The sequence below is a fragment of the Rhizobium leguminosarum genome, from assembly GCF_004123835.1.
Classification (GTDB): Bacteria; Pseudomonadota; Alphaproteobacteria; order Rhizobiales; family Rhizobiaceae; genus Rhizobium; species Rhizobium leguminosarum_M.
This window is the reverse complement of sequence record NZ_MZMU01000002.1, coordinates 458636-475148: the sequence shown is the minus strand read 5'-3', so window position 1 is coordinate 475148 and position 16513 is coordinate 458636. Positions and strand designations below refer to the sequence as shown.

Here is a 16513-nt window from a genome sequence, read left to right as displayed (position 1 = left end):
TCGATCCGCTGTAGATCACGCTCGCTCATCGCTATCAGTCCCATCCGCAATCTCCTACGTCATCAAACGCGGGGAGAGTGACATTCCAACTTTGCAGAAACAGGACACTTCAACTTTGCGGCTACATCAACTGTGCGGCGTAAGATAGCTTATGGAACTGCAAGGACACAAACCACGAACCTCGCGCGGCTGCATCGACCGATCCTGCCCGAGGAAGGCAGCAAGTTCGGCTCGAAACACGTTACACGCAGGCTTGTCCGGCACGAGCACATGGTTCTTGCTCTCAAGCGGTACGAAACTCGCGTTCGGAATCGCGGCAACCTTGATCAAACGGCAAGCCACGTCACCGCGGCTAGGCAAATCGCGCCGGTCCCTAAGAACACCTTCTCCGATGCATTCCCTCAGAAACTAGTTTCGATCTTGGGCCCTGTGAGATAGACATCCCAGGTCCATACGCGCGTGTTTTGCTTCGACGCGTCAATCCCCGGAGTTGCATCATGAAAATCGCGCCGCAGCAGCGGATCTATGTCTGCTTCTTTCTCTTCGCTGTGTCGCTGGGGGCGCTGCTGTCGAGGATGCCGGATTTGCAGGTTGCGATGGGCGTCAATAAGTCCGAGCTTGGGTTGACGCTGATAGGGGCTGCGATCGGCGCCTTGATTTCGTTGACTTTATCTTCGCCCTTGATCGCCCGGCTCGGCGCGCGTGCGACGGCATTCATTACGGTTCTCGGCACGTCTGCGCTGCTGTCGCTGGTGCCGTGGATCGGTGCGGCGCCGGTCGTGTTCTTTGTGCTCTTCGTCGAGGGGCTGCTCGCCGGGGCGCTGGAGATCAATCTCAATGTTGAGATTGATCGCATCGAAGCACATCTAGGACGCGGCGTGATGAACAGGGCGCATGGTTTCTGGAGCCTCGGCTTCTTCGTCACAGCGCTTGTCTCCTCGGTCGTTCGCCAAGCGGGCATTTCGATGGAACTCCATCTCGCCGCGACCTTTGTCACGGTTCTTGTCATCGGCATCTGGGCGATTTCCGGCATGCGGAATGCGCCGGAGCGGATCGCGTTGCATGAAGGCAAGGCGCCGCTGGTAGCGCTTCCCACCTGGGGCCTAATGCCGCTCTGCGTGATCGGCATCGCGGCCTTTCTCGTCGAAGGCGCCGGGATCGACTGGTCGGCGATCTATATGCGCGATGTGTTTTCGGTCGAGCCCTTCATTGGCGGACTGGGATTGACACTCTTTACCTTCTGCATGGCGCTGGCGCGCCTGTTCGTCGATCCGCTGGTCGATCGGTTTGGCGCGCGGGCCGTCGCCACGATGTTGCTTGTTCTTTCGGCCATCGGCATCTGCGCCGTGTCGGGGGCGCCGCATCCCTATGTCGCGCTGGCGGGCTTTGCCTTGATGGGCGCCGGCTGCAGCGCGGTCTATCCTCTCGCCGTTTCGGCGGCGGCCCAACGCACAGATCGCGCGGCGTATCTCAACGTCGCCGCCCTTGGCCAGATGAGCTTTGTCGTCTTTTTCCTGGCGCCGCCGCTGCTCGGTTTCATTGCCGAACATGCTGGCATCCGGACATCCTATCTCGTCTGTCTTCCGCTGATCATTTACGCGCTCTTTTCGGCCAAGGCGCTTGCTACGCGCCGGGCTGCCGGCGGCGGTAGCGCTGCGACTGCTCGAAGCGTCAACGGGTGACTTATTGTGCTGCCGATTTTTGGCCGCGCGATTGGTTCGGTGAAAACCCAAACGAGCACGTATTGGCGGCGTGCACGGTGCTCTCCCTAAGCAATACTGCTGCCACTGCAGGTCGGAATAGATCGCCTTGCAAGATTGAAGGCCAGTCGCGCGTCTGGTCGAGGGAAATGCGGGCGCAGGCGCGAGGCCACTTGCTTGCCGACGAGTTTGTTGACGGCAAAGGTACCTGAGCCGGCGGGCTCGACCACGTCGATTAGGCGATCGTCCTCGCCACTCGTGCCCCATTGATAACCTTTAAACCAGCCTGGCGGTGACGCTTCGCCGAATTTGCAGACGAAAGGTGGTCTTGAACGGGATCGAACCGGCGTTGGCTAATCGTGAAGCACCTGATAGGTCATAGACCGCTGTGTATGAGGTCTTGGCACCATCCTCAGAGACAACCCTCGGACCGGACTGGAGAGCTTTTGATGGGCTGGAAAACACCGAAGATCGAATACGTGAATGGCTATAAGATCGTTGAAGTTGAGGGGCCGACCTTCAAAGTCTACGATGGCGACCGTCAGCTCGGGGACGATTTCCCCTACCCCGGCGAAGCTGCTGCTTACGCAACCTCGTTGCCAAAACGGGATCATCCACGCAGCTAGGCGAAAGGCCGCGGAAGATCATTCAAAAACCCTTTATGGCGGCCCTACTGAAAGTGGAACAAGATTTGACCAGCTCCCAACTTGCTTCACCGCTGGAACTGCTTGGGTGGTCTGAATTCTTCGCGGACCAAGTCCAGCCCAGCGAAGCGGACTTGATCCCCCGACGCATCGCTTCAGTTCACCGGGCACGCATCGAGGCAATCGATGTCACCGGGCCGGTCGGACTCGAATTTCCATCCAATACCAGTACTGGTGATTACGCGGTGGGCGACTGGGTTCTTGCCGATGCACTGACTGACATGCTTATCAGACGTCTCGACCGAAAAAGCGTCTTTCAACGACGCCCGGAAGGCGGGCGTGGCCAGCAACTTGTTGCCGCCAACATCGACACCCTGTTGATCGTGACCTCGTGCAATGCCGATTTTAATCTTGCTCGGCTGGAACGTTACCTGATCATGGCCAACCAGGCCGGGAGCAATCCGGTGATTGTGCTGACGAAGGCTGACACCGCGGAAGATGCCGGCATATTCCAGGCGCAAGCCGAGGCTTTGCAGCGTGACCTGCCTGTCATTGCCTTGAATGGGCGCTCCGCGGACGCCGTTTCCCTGTTGAGGCCCTGGTGCGGCGTTGGCCAGACGGTTGCGCTGGTGGGATCTTCTGGTGTCGGAAAATCAACGCTGGTGAACACCATGACCGGGCCTGAATCTGACACAAAGCAAAAGACAGGCACCATCCGCGAATATGACGCGCAGGGCCGACACACCACCACGGCGCGATCCCTGCATGCAATTTCAGGCGGCGGCTGGGTCATCGATACGCCGGGAATAAGAACGCTTTACGTGAGTGACGGTGCCGACGGTATAGACACCCTGTTTGCTGAAATAACTGAACTGGCGCCGCTTTGCCGCTTTCGCGATTGCACCCATGCCCATGAACCGGGGTGCGCGGTCCAGGCAGCTGTCGCAAGCGGTGCCCTGGGCGTCGATCGCCTCGAACGCTGGCGGAGCCTGCTTGCCGAAAACCGCGACCGAACACCGGTCGTGAGCGGACCCCGCGGCAACAAGATCGTTCGCAAGAAGAAATACTGAAGGTGTTGAATGTTTGCGACGGTGCTCATCGGCGTCAGCCACAATCCGCCACCTGAATCGGCTGGGCTGGGGATGGCGTGAGCGCTCAATGATTGGGATTGCGGTCAAGAAGAAGACCCTGCAAGCGGCCGCTCCCGCTTGTGAGGGATAAGTCTTTGAACAACCGCGATATGAGGCGCGGTCGCAATCCTTGCCTCTCATCGATGAGGAGGAATGACATCCTCTTTATCTCGATCGTGATCACGCCTGCATTGTCATGGCGACGATAATTCCCGGAATCCATCGCATGGAATCCATTTTCCACCGCCCAGGCGGCTATCATATCCGCGTTCATCAAGGTCCTGCTTTAGGAGATGCGGACGTGCTGTCTCTAGCTGTCCCGCTCGCGCAAATCGCTTCGCAGTCCTACGGATACCGTAACTGAATCGCTCTAATCCAGCCAAATCCTTCCAAGATTACAGTTCCCGCTCAGGTGTTGCGAGAAAGACTCGAAGCAATCGTTGTAAATCGGTACGATTCAGCCGAGGCCCCGCCCGTTTAGTGCTCTTGAAGGGGTGTACCGGCGCTCGGCACTAGGGTCATCAGGCGCGCCTATGTGGTGCAAGCTGCACGCCCAGCATCCTCCGCCATCCTTGATCGTAGCGAAACGAGGCAGGGCGCATTACTCGATATCCTTCAGGGCATCGAGCGGGCCGATCAGCGCCGTGCGTGGTGGCACGAGTGTCGGCCGCACCAGATGCGTGATTGGCGGGCGGCGGTCCGCATCGAGAATTGCAAAGCCCTTGGTGATCATCGTTTCGCTGTCCTGCCGGATCATGAAGACGGGGAAAGGCAGGAAAGAGCCGAAGGGATCGTAGTCATAGCAGCCGACGATGATATCGGCGAAGGTCTCATGCGGATGCAGTGCGAGGAAGCGCATCAGCCCTTCGAGGTTGATCGAGGAATTGACGAAGAATGCGCGCGGCAGCTTTCCGTGGCCTTCGTAGAAGGCTTCGAAGGCGCGAGCCGTCATGGCGGGTGAATAGCCGGTCGGCTGGATGCAGACGTCGGGATCGGCGCCCAGCAATGCGCGCTTTACGTCGCGAAAACCGCGAATTCGCTCATGGCTGGCATGGTCGTTGCGGCCGCCGAACAGGTACAGATCGTCGGGTGAAAGCGGGCCATCCTCTTGCGCGCGTTCGATGATCGCCTGTGTCAGCATGCGCGCACCTTCATGATTGTCGCTGATGATCGACGGCGCCAGCGTGCCCGGCAGATCGATGTTGACGTGTTTCAGCCCTGCCTTTTCGCAAACCTTGTGCACGCCATCCGGATCGGTTGCGCCGGCGATGAAAAGCTCATCGATCGAATAGGAGATCAGCGTCTCGACGACCTTGCGCTCCTCCTCCGGATCGCGACAGGCACTGACGACAAGGGGGCACTGGCCGCGGCTTCTGACCTGCGCCTCGAAAGACTGCGCCATGGAGGAGAAATAGCGGTTGTCGTGCACGGGCAGCAGAAGACCGACGAGACCGGAGCGGGACGAACGCAGGCCACGGGCCTGCAGGTTTGCCGTATATCCGTGCTCGTTCGCCAGCTTCTGAATGAGCTGCGCCGTCGCCTCTTTGATACGCCGCTTCTGCCAGCTTCCGTTCAGCACGGCGCTCACGGTGGAAGGCGACGCACCCGATAGCATCGAGAGATCGTAGATCGTCGCCTTCTTCTTGCCGATGTCGGTCATATTTCGCCTTTCCTTTGTCGCTTCCCTTAGAAACAAACCCCTCTTGACGAAACCCCTACCTTGATCGATAGTCATTGCACCATCGATTGTGCAAAAAAGAAAGATCGATTGTGCAAAGATGGTTCGCCTGAGGAGGCGGGATGGGAGGCAAGGGTATTCCCTCGCCAAGAAGCAACCAGGAACAACCTGCCGCAAACCGGCCGGTGGTCGTCGTTCGTATGAGCGACCTTTGAGGAGGAGTGAGGATGAGGAGCCTTATCGTAGCGGCATTTGCCGCATCGCTGTCGCTTGCCGGGGCGGTGGTCGCGTTTGCGCAGGACGCGCCGAAGGTCGGCGTTGTCGTCAAGATCGGCGGCATTCCCTGGTTCAACGCGATGGAAGCCGGGATCAAGGAACAGGGCCAGAAATTAGGCGTCGATGCCTTTATGATCGGCCCGACCAGCGCCGATCCGGCGCTGCAGGTGCGCGCCATCGAGGATCTGATTGCCCAAGGCGTCAAAGTCATTGGTGTGGTTCCGAACGATGCCAAGGTGCTCGAGCCCGTGCTCACCAAGGCGCAGGCCGCCGGCATCAAGGTCATTACGCATGAATCACCCTCGCAGAAGGGCGCCGACTGGAATTTCGAACTCGCATCGGCCACCGGCTTCGGTGAAGCGCATGGAAAGCTGCTCGCCGAGAAAATGGGTGGCAAGGGCGAATATGCCGTCTTCGTCGGTTCGCTGACCGTGCCGCTCCACAACGCCTGGGCGGATGCCGCAATCGCCTATATCAAGGCGAATTACCCGGACATGAAACTCGTCGGCGAGCGCTACGGCGTCGCGGAAGACGTCGATAAAAGCCGCTCGACGGCGCTCGATCTCATTGCCGCGCATCCGGATCTGACCGGCTTCCTCGCCTTCGGCAGCCAGGGTCCGATCGGCGCTGGGCGCGCCATCGAGGAACGCCGCAAGACGGGCAAAATCTTCGTGCTCGGCCCGTTCTCGCCCGGCCAGGGCCAGAAGCTGATCAAGTCCGATGCGATATCGGGCGGCTTCATGTGGAATCCGAAGCAGGCCGGCGAAGTCTTCGTCACGCTCGCCGATCGCCTGATCAAGGGCGAGAGCGTCAAGGAAGGTGATGACATTCCGGGTCTCGGCGTGATCAAGCCTGTTGGTAACGACATCATCGTCGATCAACTGCTGCCGATCAACAAGGATACGGTCGACGACCTGGCCGCAATGGGCCTCTGAATAGGCCCCCTCCCCGGGTGTCGGGCTGGTCCATGGCGACCGGCCCGGCGTTCGGGAAAAGAGAGCGGTATCCGGCCATGGCTGGACCATTGACCTTTCATGGCATTCGACTGGACAGGCAACCGGCATGAGCAAGGCAACGGATGATGGTGTGAAGGCCCAGCCGCTTCTTTCGCTTCGCGGCATCGACATGACATTCGGCGGTGTGAAGGCGCTGAAAAACGTCGCCTTCGAAGTCTTGCCCGGCGAGGTGCATTGCTTGGCCGGCGAGAATGGTTCCGGCAAGAGCACGTTGATCAAGGTGATTTCCGGCGTCTATCGGCCTGCAGACGGCGCCGAGATCGTCTTCGACGGCGAGACGATATCTCACATGACGCCTGCCATGGCCCAGTCCCGCGGCATCCAGATCATCTGGCAGGACCTCGCGCTCTTTCCGGAAATGAGCGTGGCGGAAAACATCGCCTTCCAAACCCTTTCCGGTTCGCGCCCGCGCTTCGTCAATTATGCCGCGATCCGCGAAATAGCCGAGGAGGCGCTCGCCCGGCTCGGCGTCACCCTCGACGTCGACAGACCCCTCAAGGACTTCGCCATCGCCCAGCGCCAGATCGTCGCCATTGCCCGCGCGCTGGTCGGAGAGGCCCGGATCGTCTTCATGGACGAGCCGACCGCCTCCCTCACCCAGTCGGAGACCGATCATCTGCTGGCGATCGTACGCACGCTGTCGGCTTCGGGCGTTGCCGTGGTCTTCGTCAGCCATCGCCTTGCGGAAGTGCTGGACATCTCCTCGCGCATCACCGTGCTGCGTGATGGCGCACTGGTCGGGGTCTATCCGGTGGAGGGCATGACCCAGTCTGACATCACCGAGCTGATGACCGGGCGCACCTTCGACCAGAATGTTCTCGCCCGCGACGTATCGCAGAACCCGGTCCTGCTTTCTGTCAGCAAGCTTTCCCGGCCTGGCGAGTTCGAGGACATTTCCTTTGATCTGCGCCGAGGGGAGACGCTCGGGATCACCGGCCTGCTTGGCTCCGGGCGCACCGAACTTGCGCTCACGCTGTTCGGCATGCGCCGGCCCGCGGCGGGAACGATCGTGTTGGAGGGAAAGCCGGTGCGCTTTGCCTCCAACCGCGAGGCGATCACATCAGGCGTCGCCTATCTCTCCGAAGACCGCCTTTCGCTCGGTCTCAACCAGCCGCAGTCTATCGCCGACAATCTGGTCATGGCCTCGCTTAACCGTATCCTGAGCGGCCGGCTCATTTCGACGGACAAGAAGCGCTCGCTCGTCGCGCGCTGGATCGCCGACCTCGGCATCAGGATAGGCAAGCAGGACGACGCGATCTCGACGCTTTCGGGCGGCAACCAGCAGCGCGTCGCGATCGCCAAATGGCTCGCCACCGATCCCAAGGTGCTGATCCTCGATGCGCCTACGGTCGGCGTCGATGTCGGCGCGCGCGCCGGCATCTTCGAAATCGTAGCGCGCCTTGCCGAGGCGGGGCTTGCGATCATCCTCATCTCGGACGAGGTGCCGGAGGTCTATTTCAACGCCGATCGGATCATCCATATGGAAAAGGGCCACATCGCCGGCTGGTACGATCCGCGCGCGACCACACTGAAGGACCTGGAGGCGACGGTTTATGCGTAAGCTGTTCCTGGCCTATACGACGGAATTCGTGCTGTTTGCCGTCATCATCGCGATGAGCATTGTCCTGGCTTTTACGACCGACCGCTTCTTCACGCTCGGCAATGGGTTCGACCTGCTCAATATCAGCGCGGTCAACATCATCTTTGCCGTCGGCCTGCTCGTGGTGCTGATATCAGGCGGCATCGACATCTCCTTCGCCGTCGCCGCCTCGATCGTGCAATATGTCACTGCACTGGCGCTTGAGCGGATCGGCGGGGGCGGCTGGGTGTCCGGTCTGCTGATCGCGGCCGGTATCGGCATGGTGCTCGGGATGATCAACGCCTTCCTGATACACCGCTTCCGGATCATCTCGATCGTCGCGACGATCGCGACCTTCAACGTTTATTTCGGCCTGCTGATGTTCTTCACCAAGGGCGTCTCGATCTACAATCTGCCCGACTGGCTGACGACCCGCGTCATCATCTATGAGCGCGAAATGGCCGATGGGAGCTGGGCTGAGATCACCTTGCCGGTTGTTGTCATGGCCGTCTGCACGCTCGCCACCTGGCTCTTCATTACCCGCACGACGACCGGCCGGCAGCTCTATGCCTTCGGCGACAATCCGGAAGGGGCGCGCCGCTTCGGCATCAATATCGGCGCCATGCAGTTTATCGCCTTCGGTTGGCTTGGATTGATGGCTGGCATCGCCGGCCTCATGCAGGCGCATTATGCGCAGGAGGTCGTGCCGAACGCACTCTATGGCCGCGAGCTCGATGTCCTGGCCGCCGTGGTGCTCGGCGGCGCGCGGCTGGGCGGCGGCAAGGGCTCGGTGCTCGGTTGCGTGCTGGGCGTGCTGCTCGTCTCGATCACCCAGAACGGCCTCAACCTGATGGGCGTCTCGCCCTTCGCCTTCAAGATGATCGTCGGCGCGATCATCCTCCTTGCGATCACCTTGTCGAGCGCCCGCATCGGCAATCTGGTGCCGGTGTTTGCGACCCGCAAATTGACCGGCGGCAGGCCTGCAGACAGGGGAGAGAGCTGATGAACGCGCTCGCCGCCCGCTTCAACGCCATCTTCGGGGCAGACATGGCCGGTCCCCTCGCCGCACTGGCGGCCGTGCTGATCGTCTTCGGTGTCGCCTCGCCGCATTTCCTGACGAGCGCGACCTTCGGATCGGTCGCCTTTCAGCTTCCCGAGCTTGGCATCCTGACGCTTGCCATGCTGATGCCGATCCTCACCGGCGGCCTCAACCTTGCGATCACCTTCACCGCCAACATCGCCGGCCTGACGCTTGCCTGGACGCTGCAGGCCAATGGCGGCATCGATGCCGGCCCGGGCGCCTTCTTGCTCGGCTCCGCTCTGGCGCTCGCCGTCGGCGCGGCAAGCGGCCTGGTCATGGGCCTGGTCATCGCCTTTACCCGCGCCCATCCGATCCTCGTTTCGCTGTCGATGATGATCTTCCTGCGCGGCCTCGGCGAGTTCCTGACACGCGGCGGCGATATCTCGGGCTTTCCCACCTTCGTCGCTCCGATCGGCCACGGCAGCATCCTCGGCATCCCCGTCCCGTTGCTGATCCTGATCGCCTGCGTCATTGCCAGCCACATCCTGCTCTCGCGCTCCAAACTTGGCTTTTCCACCTATATGATCGGCTCCAATATCGAGTCTGCCCGCTATTCCGGCATCAACACCCGCAAAGTCCTGGTGCTGGTCTATATGCTTTCCGGCGTGATGGCTGCGGTTGCCGGCATCATCATGCTTGCGCGTTTCAATTCGGTGCGCGTCGGCCACGGCGAATCCTATCTGCTGATCACCGTGCTCGCCTGCTTCCTCGGCGGCATAAACCCCTTCGGCGGCTTCGGCCGCGTCCTGCCCGTCTTCGTGGCGCTCATCGTGCTGCAACTCCTCTCTTCGGGGCTCAACCTGCTCGGCGCCAACCAGCATCTCACCACTGCCGTCTGGGGCATCCTGCTCATCGTCGTGATGGTGCTGCGGTGGCTCTCGGCCAAGTTCATCAGAATCGTGAAATAGGAGATACGACCATGGAAGGTTTCGGCGTTCACACCAGCATGTGGACCATGAACTGGGATCGCGCAGGCGCTGAGAAGGCGATTGCCGGAGCCGTGCACTACAAGATGGATTTCATCGAGATCGCGCTGCTGAACGCGCCTGCCGTCGATGCCAAACACACCCGCGACCTGCTTGAAAAGAACAAGCTGCGCGCCGTCTGCTCGCTTGGCCTGCCGGAACATGCCTGGGCCTCCGTCCGCCCGGATGCCGCAATCGAGCACCTGAAGGTGGCGATCGAAAAGACCGCGGAGATGAGCGCGGAGGCGCTCTCGGGTGTCATCTTCGGCGGCATCGGCGAGCGCACCGGCCTGCCGCCGACTGAGGGCGAATACGACAACATCGCCAAGGTGCTCGACGTTGCGGCAAAACATGCGAAGAAGTATGGCATCCAACTCGGCGTCGAGGCCGTGAACCGCTATGAGAACCACCTGATCAATTCGGCGCAGCAGGCCGTCGACATGGTGGAGCGTGTCGGTGCGGATAACATCTTCGTCCACCTCGATACCTACCACATGAATATCGAGGAGAAGGGTGCGGCAAACGGCATCCTGATCGCCCGTGACCACCTCAAGTACATCCATCTTTCCGAGAGCGACCGAGGCACGCCGGGCTGCGGCAATATTCCGTGGGATGCGATCTACGCCGCGCTCGCCGCCATCGGCTTCAAGGGCGGACTTGCGATGGAAAGCTTCATCAACATGCCGCCTGAGGTCGCCTATGGCCTGGCCGTCTGGCGCCCCGTTGCACGCGATATGGAAGAGGTCATGGGCAATGGCCTGCCGTTCCTGCGCAACAAGGCGGAACAATACGGTCTCATCTGACCCGGTTTGCCGGATATTGCCCATTCGGTTGCATCAGCCTTAAAATCGAGGCTGATGCTGGCCATTGGCAATAAGCCACAACCGCGCGGCCACATGGGTGCCTAGCTCAAGAGATCTCGCCATCGCCGGCAAGGACCGTTACGGCGACCCATCTCTTCAGCGCATGCCTGAATTTCATTCTGCTAGGGCAGGCGAAATGTCTCTCGAGAAATATCATGCCTGTTGTGATATTGTTATTACTGCTTGTTACATTCCTCCTCCTATGCCATTTTGCCTATTAAAATAAGACGCTTGAACGGCTCGCGCCCGGGCTCTAGTTTCGAGGAGATGGCGGCATTTCGTTCGACCATCGATATGGGGGAAATCTTGGATGGCACGCATTACGCTGAGGCAACTGCTCGACCATGCTGCGGAGGAAGGCTACGGCGTTCCCGCTTTCAACATCAACAACATGGAGCAGGCGCTCGCCATCATGGAGGCCGCCGACGCGTGTCAGGCGCCGGTTATCATGCAGGCGTCGCGCGGAGCCCGCGCCTACGCCCATGACATCATGCTGAAGCACATGATGGATGCCGTCGTCGAAATCTATCCGCATATTCCAGTCTGCGTGCATCTCGACCATGGCAACGATCCCTCCAATTGCATGACGGCGATCCAGGCGGGCTTCACCTCGGTGATGATGGATGGTTCGCTGAAGGCGGACGCCAAGACGCCCGCCGACTGGGCCTATAATGTCGGCGTCACCAAGATGGTGACGGATATGGCGCATTTCGGCGGCATCTCGGTGGAAGGCGAACTCGGCGTTCTCGGTTCCCTGGAGACCGGCATGGGCGAGGCCGAGGACGGCCACGGCGCCGAGGGCAAGCTTTCGCATGACCAGCTGCTGACCGATCCGGACGAGGCCGTGAAGTTCGTGCGCGAAACCAAGGTCGATGCGCTCGCCATCGCGATGGGCACATCGCATGGCGCCTACAAGTTCACCCGCAAGCCGGACGGTTCGGTGCTGGCGATGAACGTCATCGAAGAAATTCACCGTAAGCTCCCGAACACGCATCTCGTCATGCATGGCTCGTCCTCGGTCCCGATCGAGCTGCAGGAGATCATCAACAAATATGGCGGCCAGATGAAGCCGACATGGGGAGTGCCGGTCGAGGAAATCCAGCGCGGCATCAAGAACGGCGTGCGTAAGGTCAATATCGACACCGACGGCAGAATGGCGATGACCGGTCAGATCCGCCGCGTGCTGCAGGAGGACCCAAGCGAGTTCGACCCGCGCAAATATCTGAAGCCGGCAATGACGGCGCTGACCAAGCTCTGCAAGGAGCGCTTCGAACAGTTCGGCACTGCCGGCATGGCCGGCCGCATCACGCCCCTTCCCGTTTCGGAAATGGCGAAGCGTTATAAATCCGGTTCCCTCGATCCGGCTTTCTCCTGAAACGCTCTAGCCCAACGCCGGGCGGGCTGCCTTTTCCGGCTCGGCGGGGGCAGGCTTGCCCGTTAGCGTTTGGCCGTGGAAACGGCTCAGCTGGCTGACAACCTCCTGGATTTCGCTTGCCGTTCGTTCGGCACTCCAGCCGAGCGCCGCCTCGGCAACGCCGGCGATTTCCCGCAAGCCTGCGAGCGTCAACCGACCCTCGATCGCAAGCGTCGTGCGGCGCATCACGATGTCCGACAGATGGATAACGAGTTCGTTCCGGGCGATCCAGTCGATCTCCAGGAGACTGTAACGTGCAGCACCCGTCAGGCGCTGTTCGTCGGAATAGTTTGAAGGGGAGGAAAGCAGGGACACAGCCGTCGTGCCGTAGCGGCCGAGCAGTTCGTCGGCACGCTCGGCAGCAACGCCGCTGCGCGCCGCGGTATCGCTAATCCAGGCGTTACGCTGCTCAGCATCCGCCGGAAAGGCCTTGCCGCCGCCGATCGCCAGATAGCGTGTTGACTGGCTGCGGCGGCGTTGCAGCCGGGAGAGAACGGTGTCGGCGACCTCTTCCGCAAAGCCGCGGAACGTCGTCCACTTGCCTCCGACCAGCGAAATGACCGGAAAAGGTCTGCCGTCCTCGGGTTCCTTCACCGGCGCGGAGTGGTCGCGGCTGATCAGCCCCGGTGCGGTCGCATCCGATGCCGGCAGCGGGCGGATGCCGCTGTAGCTGTAAACGATCTGATCGCGATCGAAGCGAAGCGTTGGCAGCAGCGAGCGGATGCTTTCGAGGAAATACTCCGTTTCCGGCTCCTCGCAGGAGACATTGTCCGGATCACCTGCCGGAATGTCGGTCGACCCGACCAGTGCCAGCCCGAGATAGTCGTAGACCAGGCAGATGCGGCCGTCATCGGCCTCGAAATAGATCATGTGGCCGTTGAGGCTTCGCACCAATTCGGGATGGTCAAGCAGGATATGGGAACCCTTCGTGCCGCCGATCAGCCGCGATGGAGCGCCGAGCAAAGTGTTGACGTGATCGATCCAGGGACCTGCCGCATTGACGACCAGCTTGGGAGCAACGGTGACATCACGACCATCGGGCTGCCGGAAGGTCAAACGCCCTTCTGAAACGGCAGCCAGTGTCGCGAAATTTGTCGCGAGGCTCCCCGCATTCGCATCGAGACCATCACGCACGAGCTCATAGACGAGCCGCTCCGGCCTGCTGATCTTGGCGTCGTAATAGATGCCGCCGGCGACGATGGCGGGGGTAATATGCGGCATCTCTCGGCGCGCCTGTTTCTTCAGGATCAGCCGGTGGCGCGGCATGACCTGGTCGCGCGAACCGAAGAAATCGTAGAGCCGAAGCCCGATCTTGATGAGAACCGCACCACGGCTGCGTGGCGCCGTCTTCGACCCGAAGAGCGTCCGGATCGCTGCCCAGATGCCGCGCGTCCAGGAAAAGACCGGAATGAAGGTCGGCAGCGGCTCGACGCAATGCGGCGCGTTCTTGAGCAGGAGGTTGCGCTCAAGCGTCGACTGCGCAACCAGTCCGAATTCGCCCGTTTCCAGATATTTCAGGCCGCCGTGAATGAGCCGCGATGGTGCGGCGCTCGTGCCGGAGCCAAAGTCGGCCTTGTCGACGATCAGGCAATTGACACCCTGTAGCGAGAGGTCGCGGAACAGGCCGGCACCGTTGATGCCCGCCCCGATGATCAAAACGTCGATATCGTTCTCGCCGAGATTCGAGAAGCGCTGCTGCAAATCGGGGGTCATGCTCATCGTCCTAAATCGCCCGCCGCAGCAGGCATTTGTCTTTTCAGTTTGCCGATTGCTCCGGCGCAAGCGCGGCAATCTTCGGCCAAAGGGGGATCATCGCGTCGGCAATGTCGCGGAATACCTGGTAACGCTTTTCATAATCCGCGCTGCGCGCCGCATCCGGCCGGCAAGTCTTCGCGATCGAGGCCGTGTCGCGCGGATCGCTCTGCGGATCGGCAAAGATACCGGCGCCGGACCCGGCACAAAGCGCGGCACCCCAGGCGGCCGCCTCATCCGTCTCGGTTACCGTGACCGGCATGCCAAGCACATCGGCAAACATCTGCACGACGGCAGGATTGCGCGAGACGCCACCGGCGAGCCGCGCCTGATCGAAGGCAAAGCCGTCGCGAAGCGCATCGACATGGATGCGATGATTGAAGGCGATGCCCTCAAGCACGGCGCGCAGCATGTCGCCGCGGTCGTGCCATCCACCGAGCCCGAAGAAGCCGGCGCTGGCGGCTGCGCCATAAGGCGAGCCGAACAGATAGGGATGGAAGAGCGCCGTCGAGGGGCGTTCGAAGGCGGCGTCGATCTCGGGCGCCAGCAGGGCGTGGATCGAGTTGCCTCGCACCTCGCCATTCGTTCGCTCGGCAGCGCAGAGCGTGTCCAGAAACCAGTCGTAATTGGCTGTCGATGCAGGCGAGATCGACATGCTGTTCCAAATGCCGGGCGCAATCCCGTTGCGGCAGAACCAGCGCCGGTCGACACGCGGTTCCGACGAAAGCGTCTCGTTGATCGAATAGGTCCCGGCAATGACCGCGACAACGCCCTTGGCATAACCCCCTGCCCCGAGCGCCGAGGCCGTGACGTCGTGCAGACCGGCAACGACAGGCGTCCCTTCGACAAGGCCCGTCAGCTGCGCGGCTTCACGGGTCACGCGCCCGACGATCTGGTCGGAGCGCGAGGCTGGTGGCAGGGCGTCGACGAGATCCTGCAAGCCAAACAGCCGCAGGGCGTCCTCACTGTAGTTCTGCGTTTTGACATTGGTGAAGGAGGTGCTGGCTTCGGTGCGGTCCGTACCGATGATCCCGGTCAGGCAGAACCGCAGCCAGTCCTTGCAGCTGCAGAAATGGCCAATGCGCTTGTAGCGCTCAGGTTCCATTTCGCGGATCCAGGCAAGCAATGCCGATGGCGCGGAGACGTGCGGGATCTGTCCCGTCAGTTCGATCGCCAGGTCGGCGACGTCGCTCTGCGTCCACCGGTCGACGATCGCCCCTGCCCGGCTGTCCAGCGAGAGAATGGCCCGGCCGAGCGGCTTCCGGGCGTGATCGAGCAGGTAGATGCCGTCTCCATGTGCGGTAGCGGCAATGCCCTCTATGTCGCTTGCCGGCCGTCCGCTGAGCGAAATCGCCTCGCGGATGGCATCGGCCGTCGCGTTCCACAATTCATCCATGTCGCGCTCGATATGGCGGGTCTTCGGAATGAACTGCGTGACGCGGCGCCGGGCGACTGCAAGCGGCGTGCCGTCGATATCGAAGATGACCGCCTTGGTGACTGTCAAACCACTATCGATCCCGAGCAGTGTCGGCATTCAGGTTTACCTCATGAGGGGCAACGGGCCGGCGCTGTCAGGAGCGCCCTCCGGCGCCCTTGGCGATGACCACGTTGATATCTCTGGACCGCATGCGGTCGATATGCACCGGCTGGGTCTTGTCGTCGACGATAACGACGTCGAACTCATCCAGTGCTGCGAAACTGTGGAGTGCACGCCGTTCGAACTTGGTATGATCGGCAAGCAGGATGCGTTTTACGGAACAGTCGAACATGGCGCGCTTGGTATCGACTGTTTCAGGGGACTGGTGCAGCACCGTGCCATCGCTGATCGCCGACATCGAGATGAACGCCACATCTGCCCTGAGAGCCTTGATCTCGTTGATGGTCATGCGGCCCATGAAGGCATTGCACCAATTGTAATACTGGCCGCCGAGGGCGAGCAGCGTCACGTCGTGCAGGCCCGTCAGCGCATTCATCAGCGTCAGGGAATTGGTGATTGCGGTGACCGGCGCCTTCGAAGGCAGATGTGCTGCCATCTGAAGAACCGTGGTCGAGTCATCGAAAAAGATCGCCTGTCCCGGTTCGACGAATTGCATTGCCGCCTCGGCGATCAGCTTCTTTTCGGCCGACTGACGGTTGGAGCGATAGACATCGCTGGATTCGATGAGATTGGTCGCCGCCGCAGTGACGATGCCACGCGTCTTCCTGAAGAGGCCGCGACTGACGAGTTCATCGACATCGCGGTGAGCGGTCATCAGGCTGATCCCAAAGCGGTCGGTCAGGTCTTCAATCCGCATCGAGCCTTCACCCATCACGGCCTCTGCAATCATGCGGCGGCGCGCGATTTGGCGCGTCTGCCGGCTGTCGCTGGTGAGCTGGTCCAACAGATCGTCGTCCCGGCTGGTCTTCTGTGTCACG

Annotated in this window: 14 protein-coding genes and 1 pseudogene; 9 read left to right on the top strand and 6 right to left on the bottom strand. The window is 61.1% G+C overall.

Features of this window, described 5'->3' with window-relative positions:
* The first annotated feature begins 497 nt into the window (after positions 1 to 497).
* Positions 498 to 1682 carry an MFS transporter gene (locus B5P46_RS03635; RefSeq protein WP_129417510.1) on the top strand — a complete coding sequence of 395 codons (1185 nt, stop codon included), beginning with the start codon at positions 498 to 500 and terminating at the stop codon, positions 1680 to 1682.
* Between the two features lie 86 nt (positions 1683 to 1768).
* Here B5P46_RS03635 and B5P46_RS35475 read toward each other — a convergent pair.
* Positions 1769 to 1951, bottom strand: a pseudogene (locus B5P46_RS35475) (hypothetical protein); the annotation flags it as partial.
* 198 nt (positions 1952 to 2149) lie between these two features.
* Between B5P46_RS35475 and B5P46_RS34270 the strand changes: the two are divergent.
* Positions 2150 to 2326: a hypothetical protein gene (locus B5P46_RS34270; protein WP_164902139.1), complete on the top strand. Its 177-nt coding sequence runs from the start codon at positions 2150 to 2152 to the stop codon at positions 2324 to 2326.
* A gap of 35 nt (positions 2327 to 2361) precedes the next feature.
* Entirely contained in the window at positions 2362 to 3414 is a 1053-nt protein-coding gene (gene rsgA, locus B5P46_RS03630) for a ribosome small subunit-dependent GTPase A (protein WP_129417509.1), read from the top strand.
* 85 nt (positions 3415 to 3499) lie between these two features.
* Here the strand turns inward: rsgA and B5P46_RS03625 are convergent, their stop codons facing one another.
* Both B5P46_RS03625 and B5P46_RS03620 read right to left on the bottom strand, forming a co-directional pair.
* Entirely contained in the window at positions 3500 to 3748 is a 249-nt protein-coding gene (locus tag B5P46_RS03625; RefSeq protein WP_129417508.1) for a hypothetical protein, read from the bottom strand.
* Positions 3749 to 4075: 327 nt separating this feature from the next.
* Positions 4076 to 5134, bottom strand: coding sequence for a LacI family DNA-binding transcriptional regulator (locus tag B5P46_RS03620; protein ID WP_129417507.1), 1059 nt, complete (start codon positions 5132 to 5134; stop codon positions 4076 to 4078).
* Positions 5135 to 5379: 245 nt separating this feature from the next.
* Between B5P46_RS03620 and B5P46_RS03615 the strand changes: the two genes are divergently transcribed.
* From B5P46_RS03615 to fba, 6 genes are all read left to right on the top strand, one after another.
* Complete coding sequence (locus tag B5P46_RS03615; RefSeq protein WP_129417506.1) at positions 5380 to 6363, top strand: autoinducer 2 ABC transporter substrate-binding protein; 984 nt, start codon at positions 5380 to 5382, stop codon at positions 6361 to 6363.
* 127 nt (positions 6364 to 6490) lie between these two features.
* Positions 6491 to 8005 carry a sugar ABC transporter ATP-binding protein gene (locus tag B5P46_RS03610; protein WP_129417505.1) on the top strand — a complete coding sequence of 505 codons (1515 nt, stop codon included), beginning with the start codon at positions 6491 to 6493 and terminating at the stop codon, positions 8003 to 8005.
* Positions 7998 to 9026 carry an ABC transporter permease gene (locus B5P46_RS03605; RefSeq protein ID WP_129417504.1) on the top strand — a complete coding sequence of 343 codons (1029 nt, stop codon included), beginning with the start codon at positions 7998 to 8000 and terminating at the stop codon, positions 9024 to 9026. Before B5P46_RS03610 ends, B5P46_RS03605 begins: the two co-directional genes overlap by 8 nt.
* Positions 9026 to 10012, top strand: a complete 987-nt coding sequence (locus tag B5P46_RS03600) for an ABC transporter permease (protein WP_129417503.1) — start codon at positions 9026 to 9028, stop codon at positions 10010 to 10012. The genes B5P46_RS03605 and B5P46_RS03600 overlap by 1 nt, the downstream gene beginning before the upstream one ends.
* An 11-nt stretch (positions 10013 to 10023) precedes the next feature.
* Positions 10024 to 10872 (top strand): sugar phosphate isomerase/epimerase family protein, encoded by an 849-nt coding sequence (locus tag B5P46_RS03595; protein WP_129417502.1) that lies wholly within the window; start codon positions 10024 to 10026, stop codon positions 10870 to 10872.
* A 370-nt stretch (positions 10873 to 11242) separates the two neighbouring features.
* Entirely contained in the window at positions 11243 to 12307 is a 1065-nt protein-coding gene (fba, locus tag B5P46_RS03590; RefSeq protein WP_003550843.1) for a class II fructose-bisphosphate aldolase, read from the top strand.
* Positions 12308 to 12313: 6 nt separating this feature from the next.
* On the opposite strand, the gene B5P46_RS03585 is transcribed toward fba, so the two are convergent.
* From B5P46_RS03585 to B5P46_RS03575, 3 genes are read right to left on the bottom strand one after another with little or no spacing between them, the layout of a single operon-like run.
* Positions 12314 to 14065, bottom strand: coding sequence for a glycerol-3-phosphate dehydrogenase/oxidase (locus tag B5P46_RS03585; RefSeq protein ID WP_129417501.1), 1752 nt, complete (start codon positions 14063 to 14065; stop codon positions 12314 to 12316).
* Between the two features lie 37 nt (positions 14066 to 14102).
* Entirely contained in the window at positions 14103 to 15632 is a 1530-nt protein-coding gene (locus B5P46_RS03580) for an FGGY-family carbohydrate kinase (protein ID WP_129417500.1), read from the bottom strand.
* A 37-nt stretch (positions 15633 to 15669) separates the two neighbouring features.
* The gene (locus tag B5P46_RS03575) at positions 15670 to 16512 is read right to left on the bottom strand and encodes a DeoR/GlpR family DNA-binding transcription regulator (protein ID WP_062941572.1); all 843 of its coding nucleotides are present in this window, start codon (positions 16510 to 16512) and stop codon (positions 15670 to 15672) included.
* Between the last annotated feature and the right edge of the window lies 1 nt (position 16513).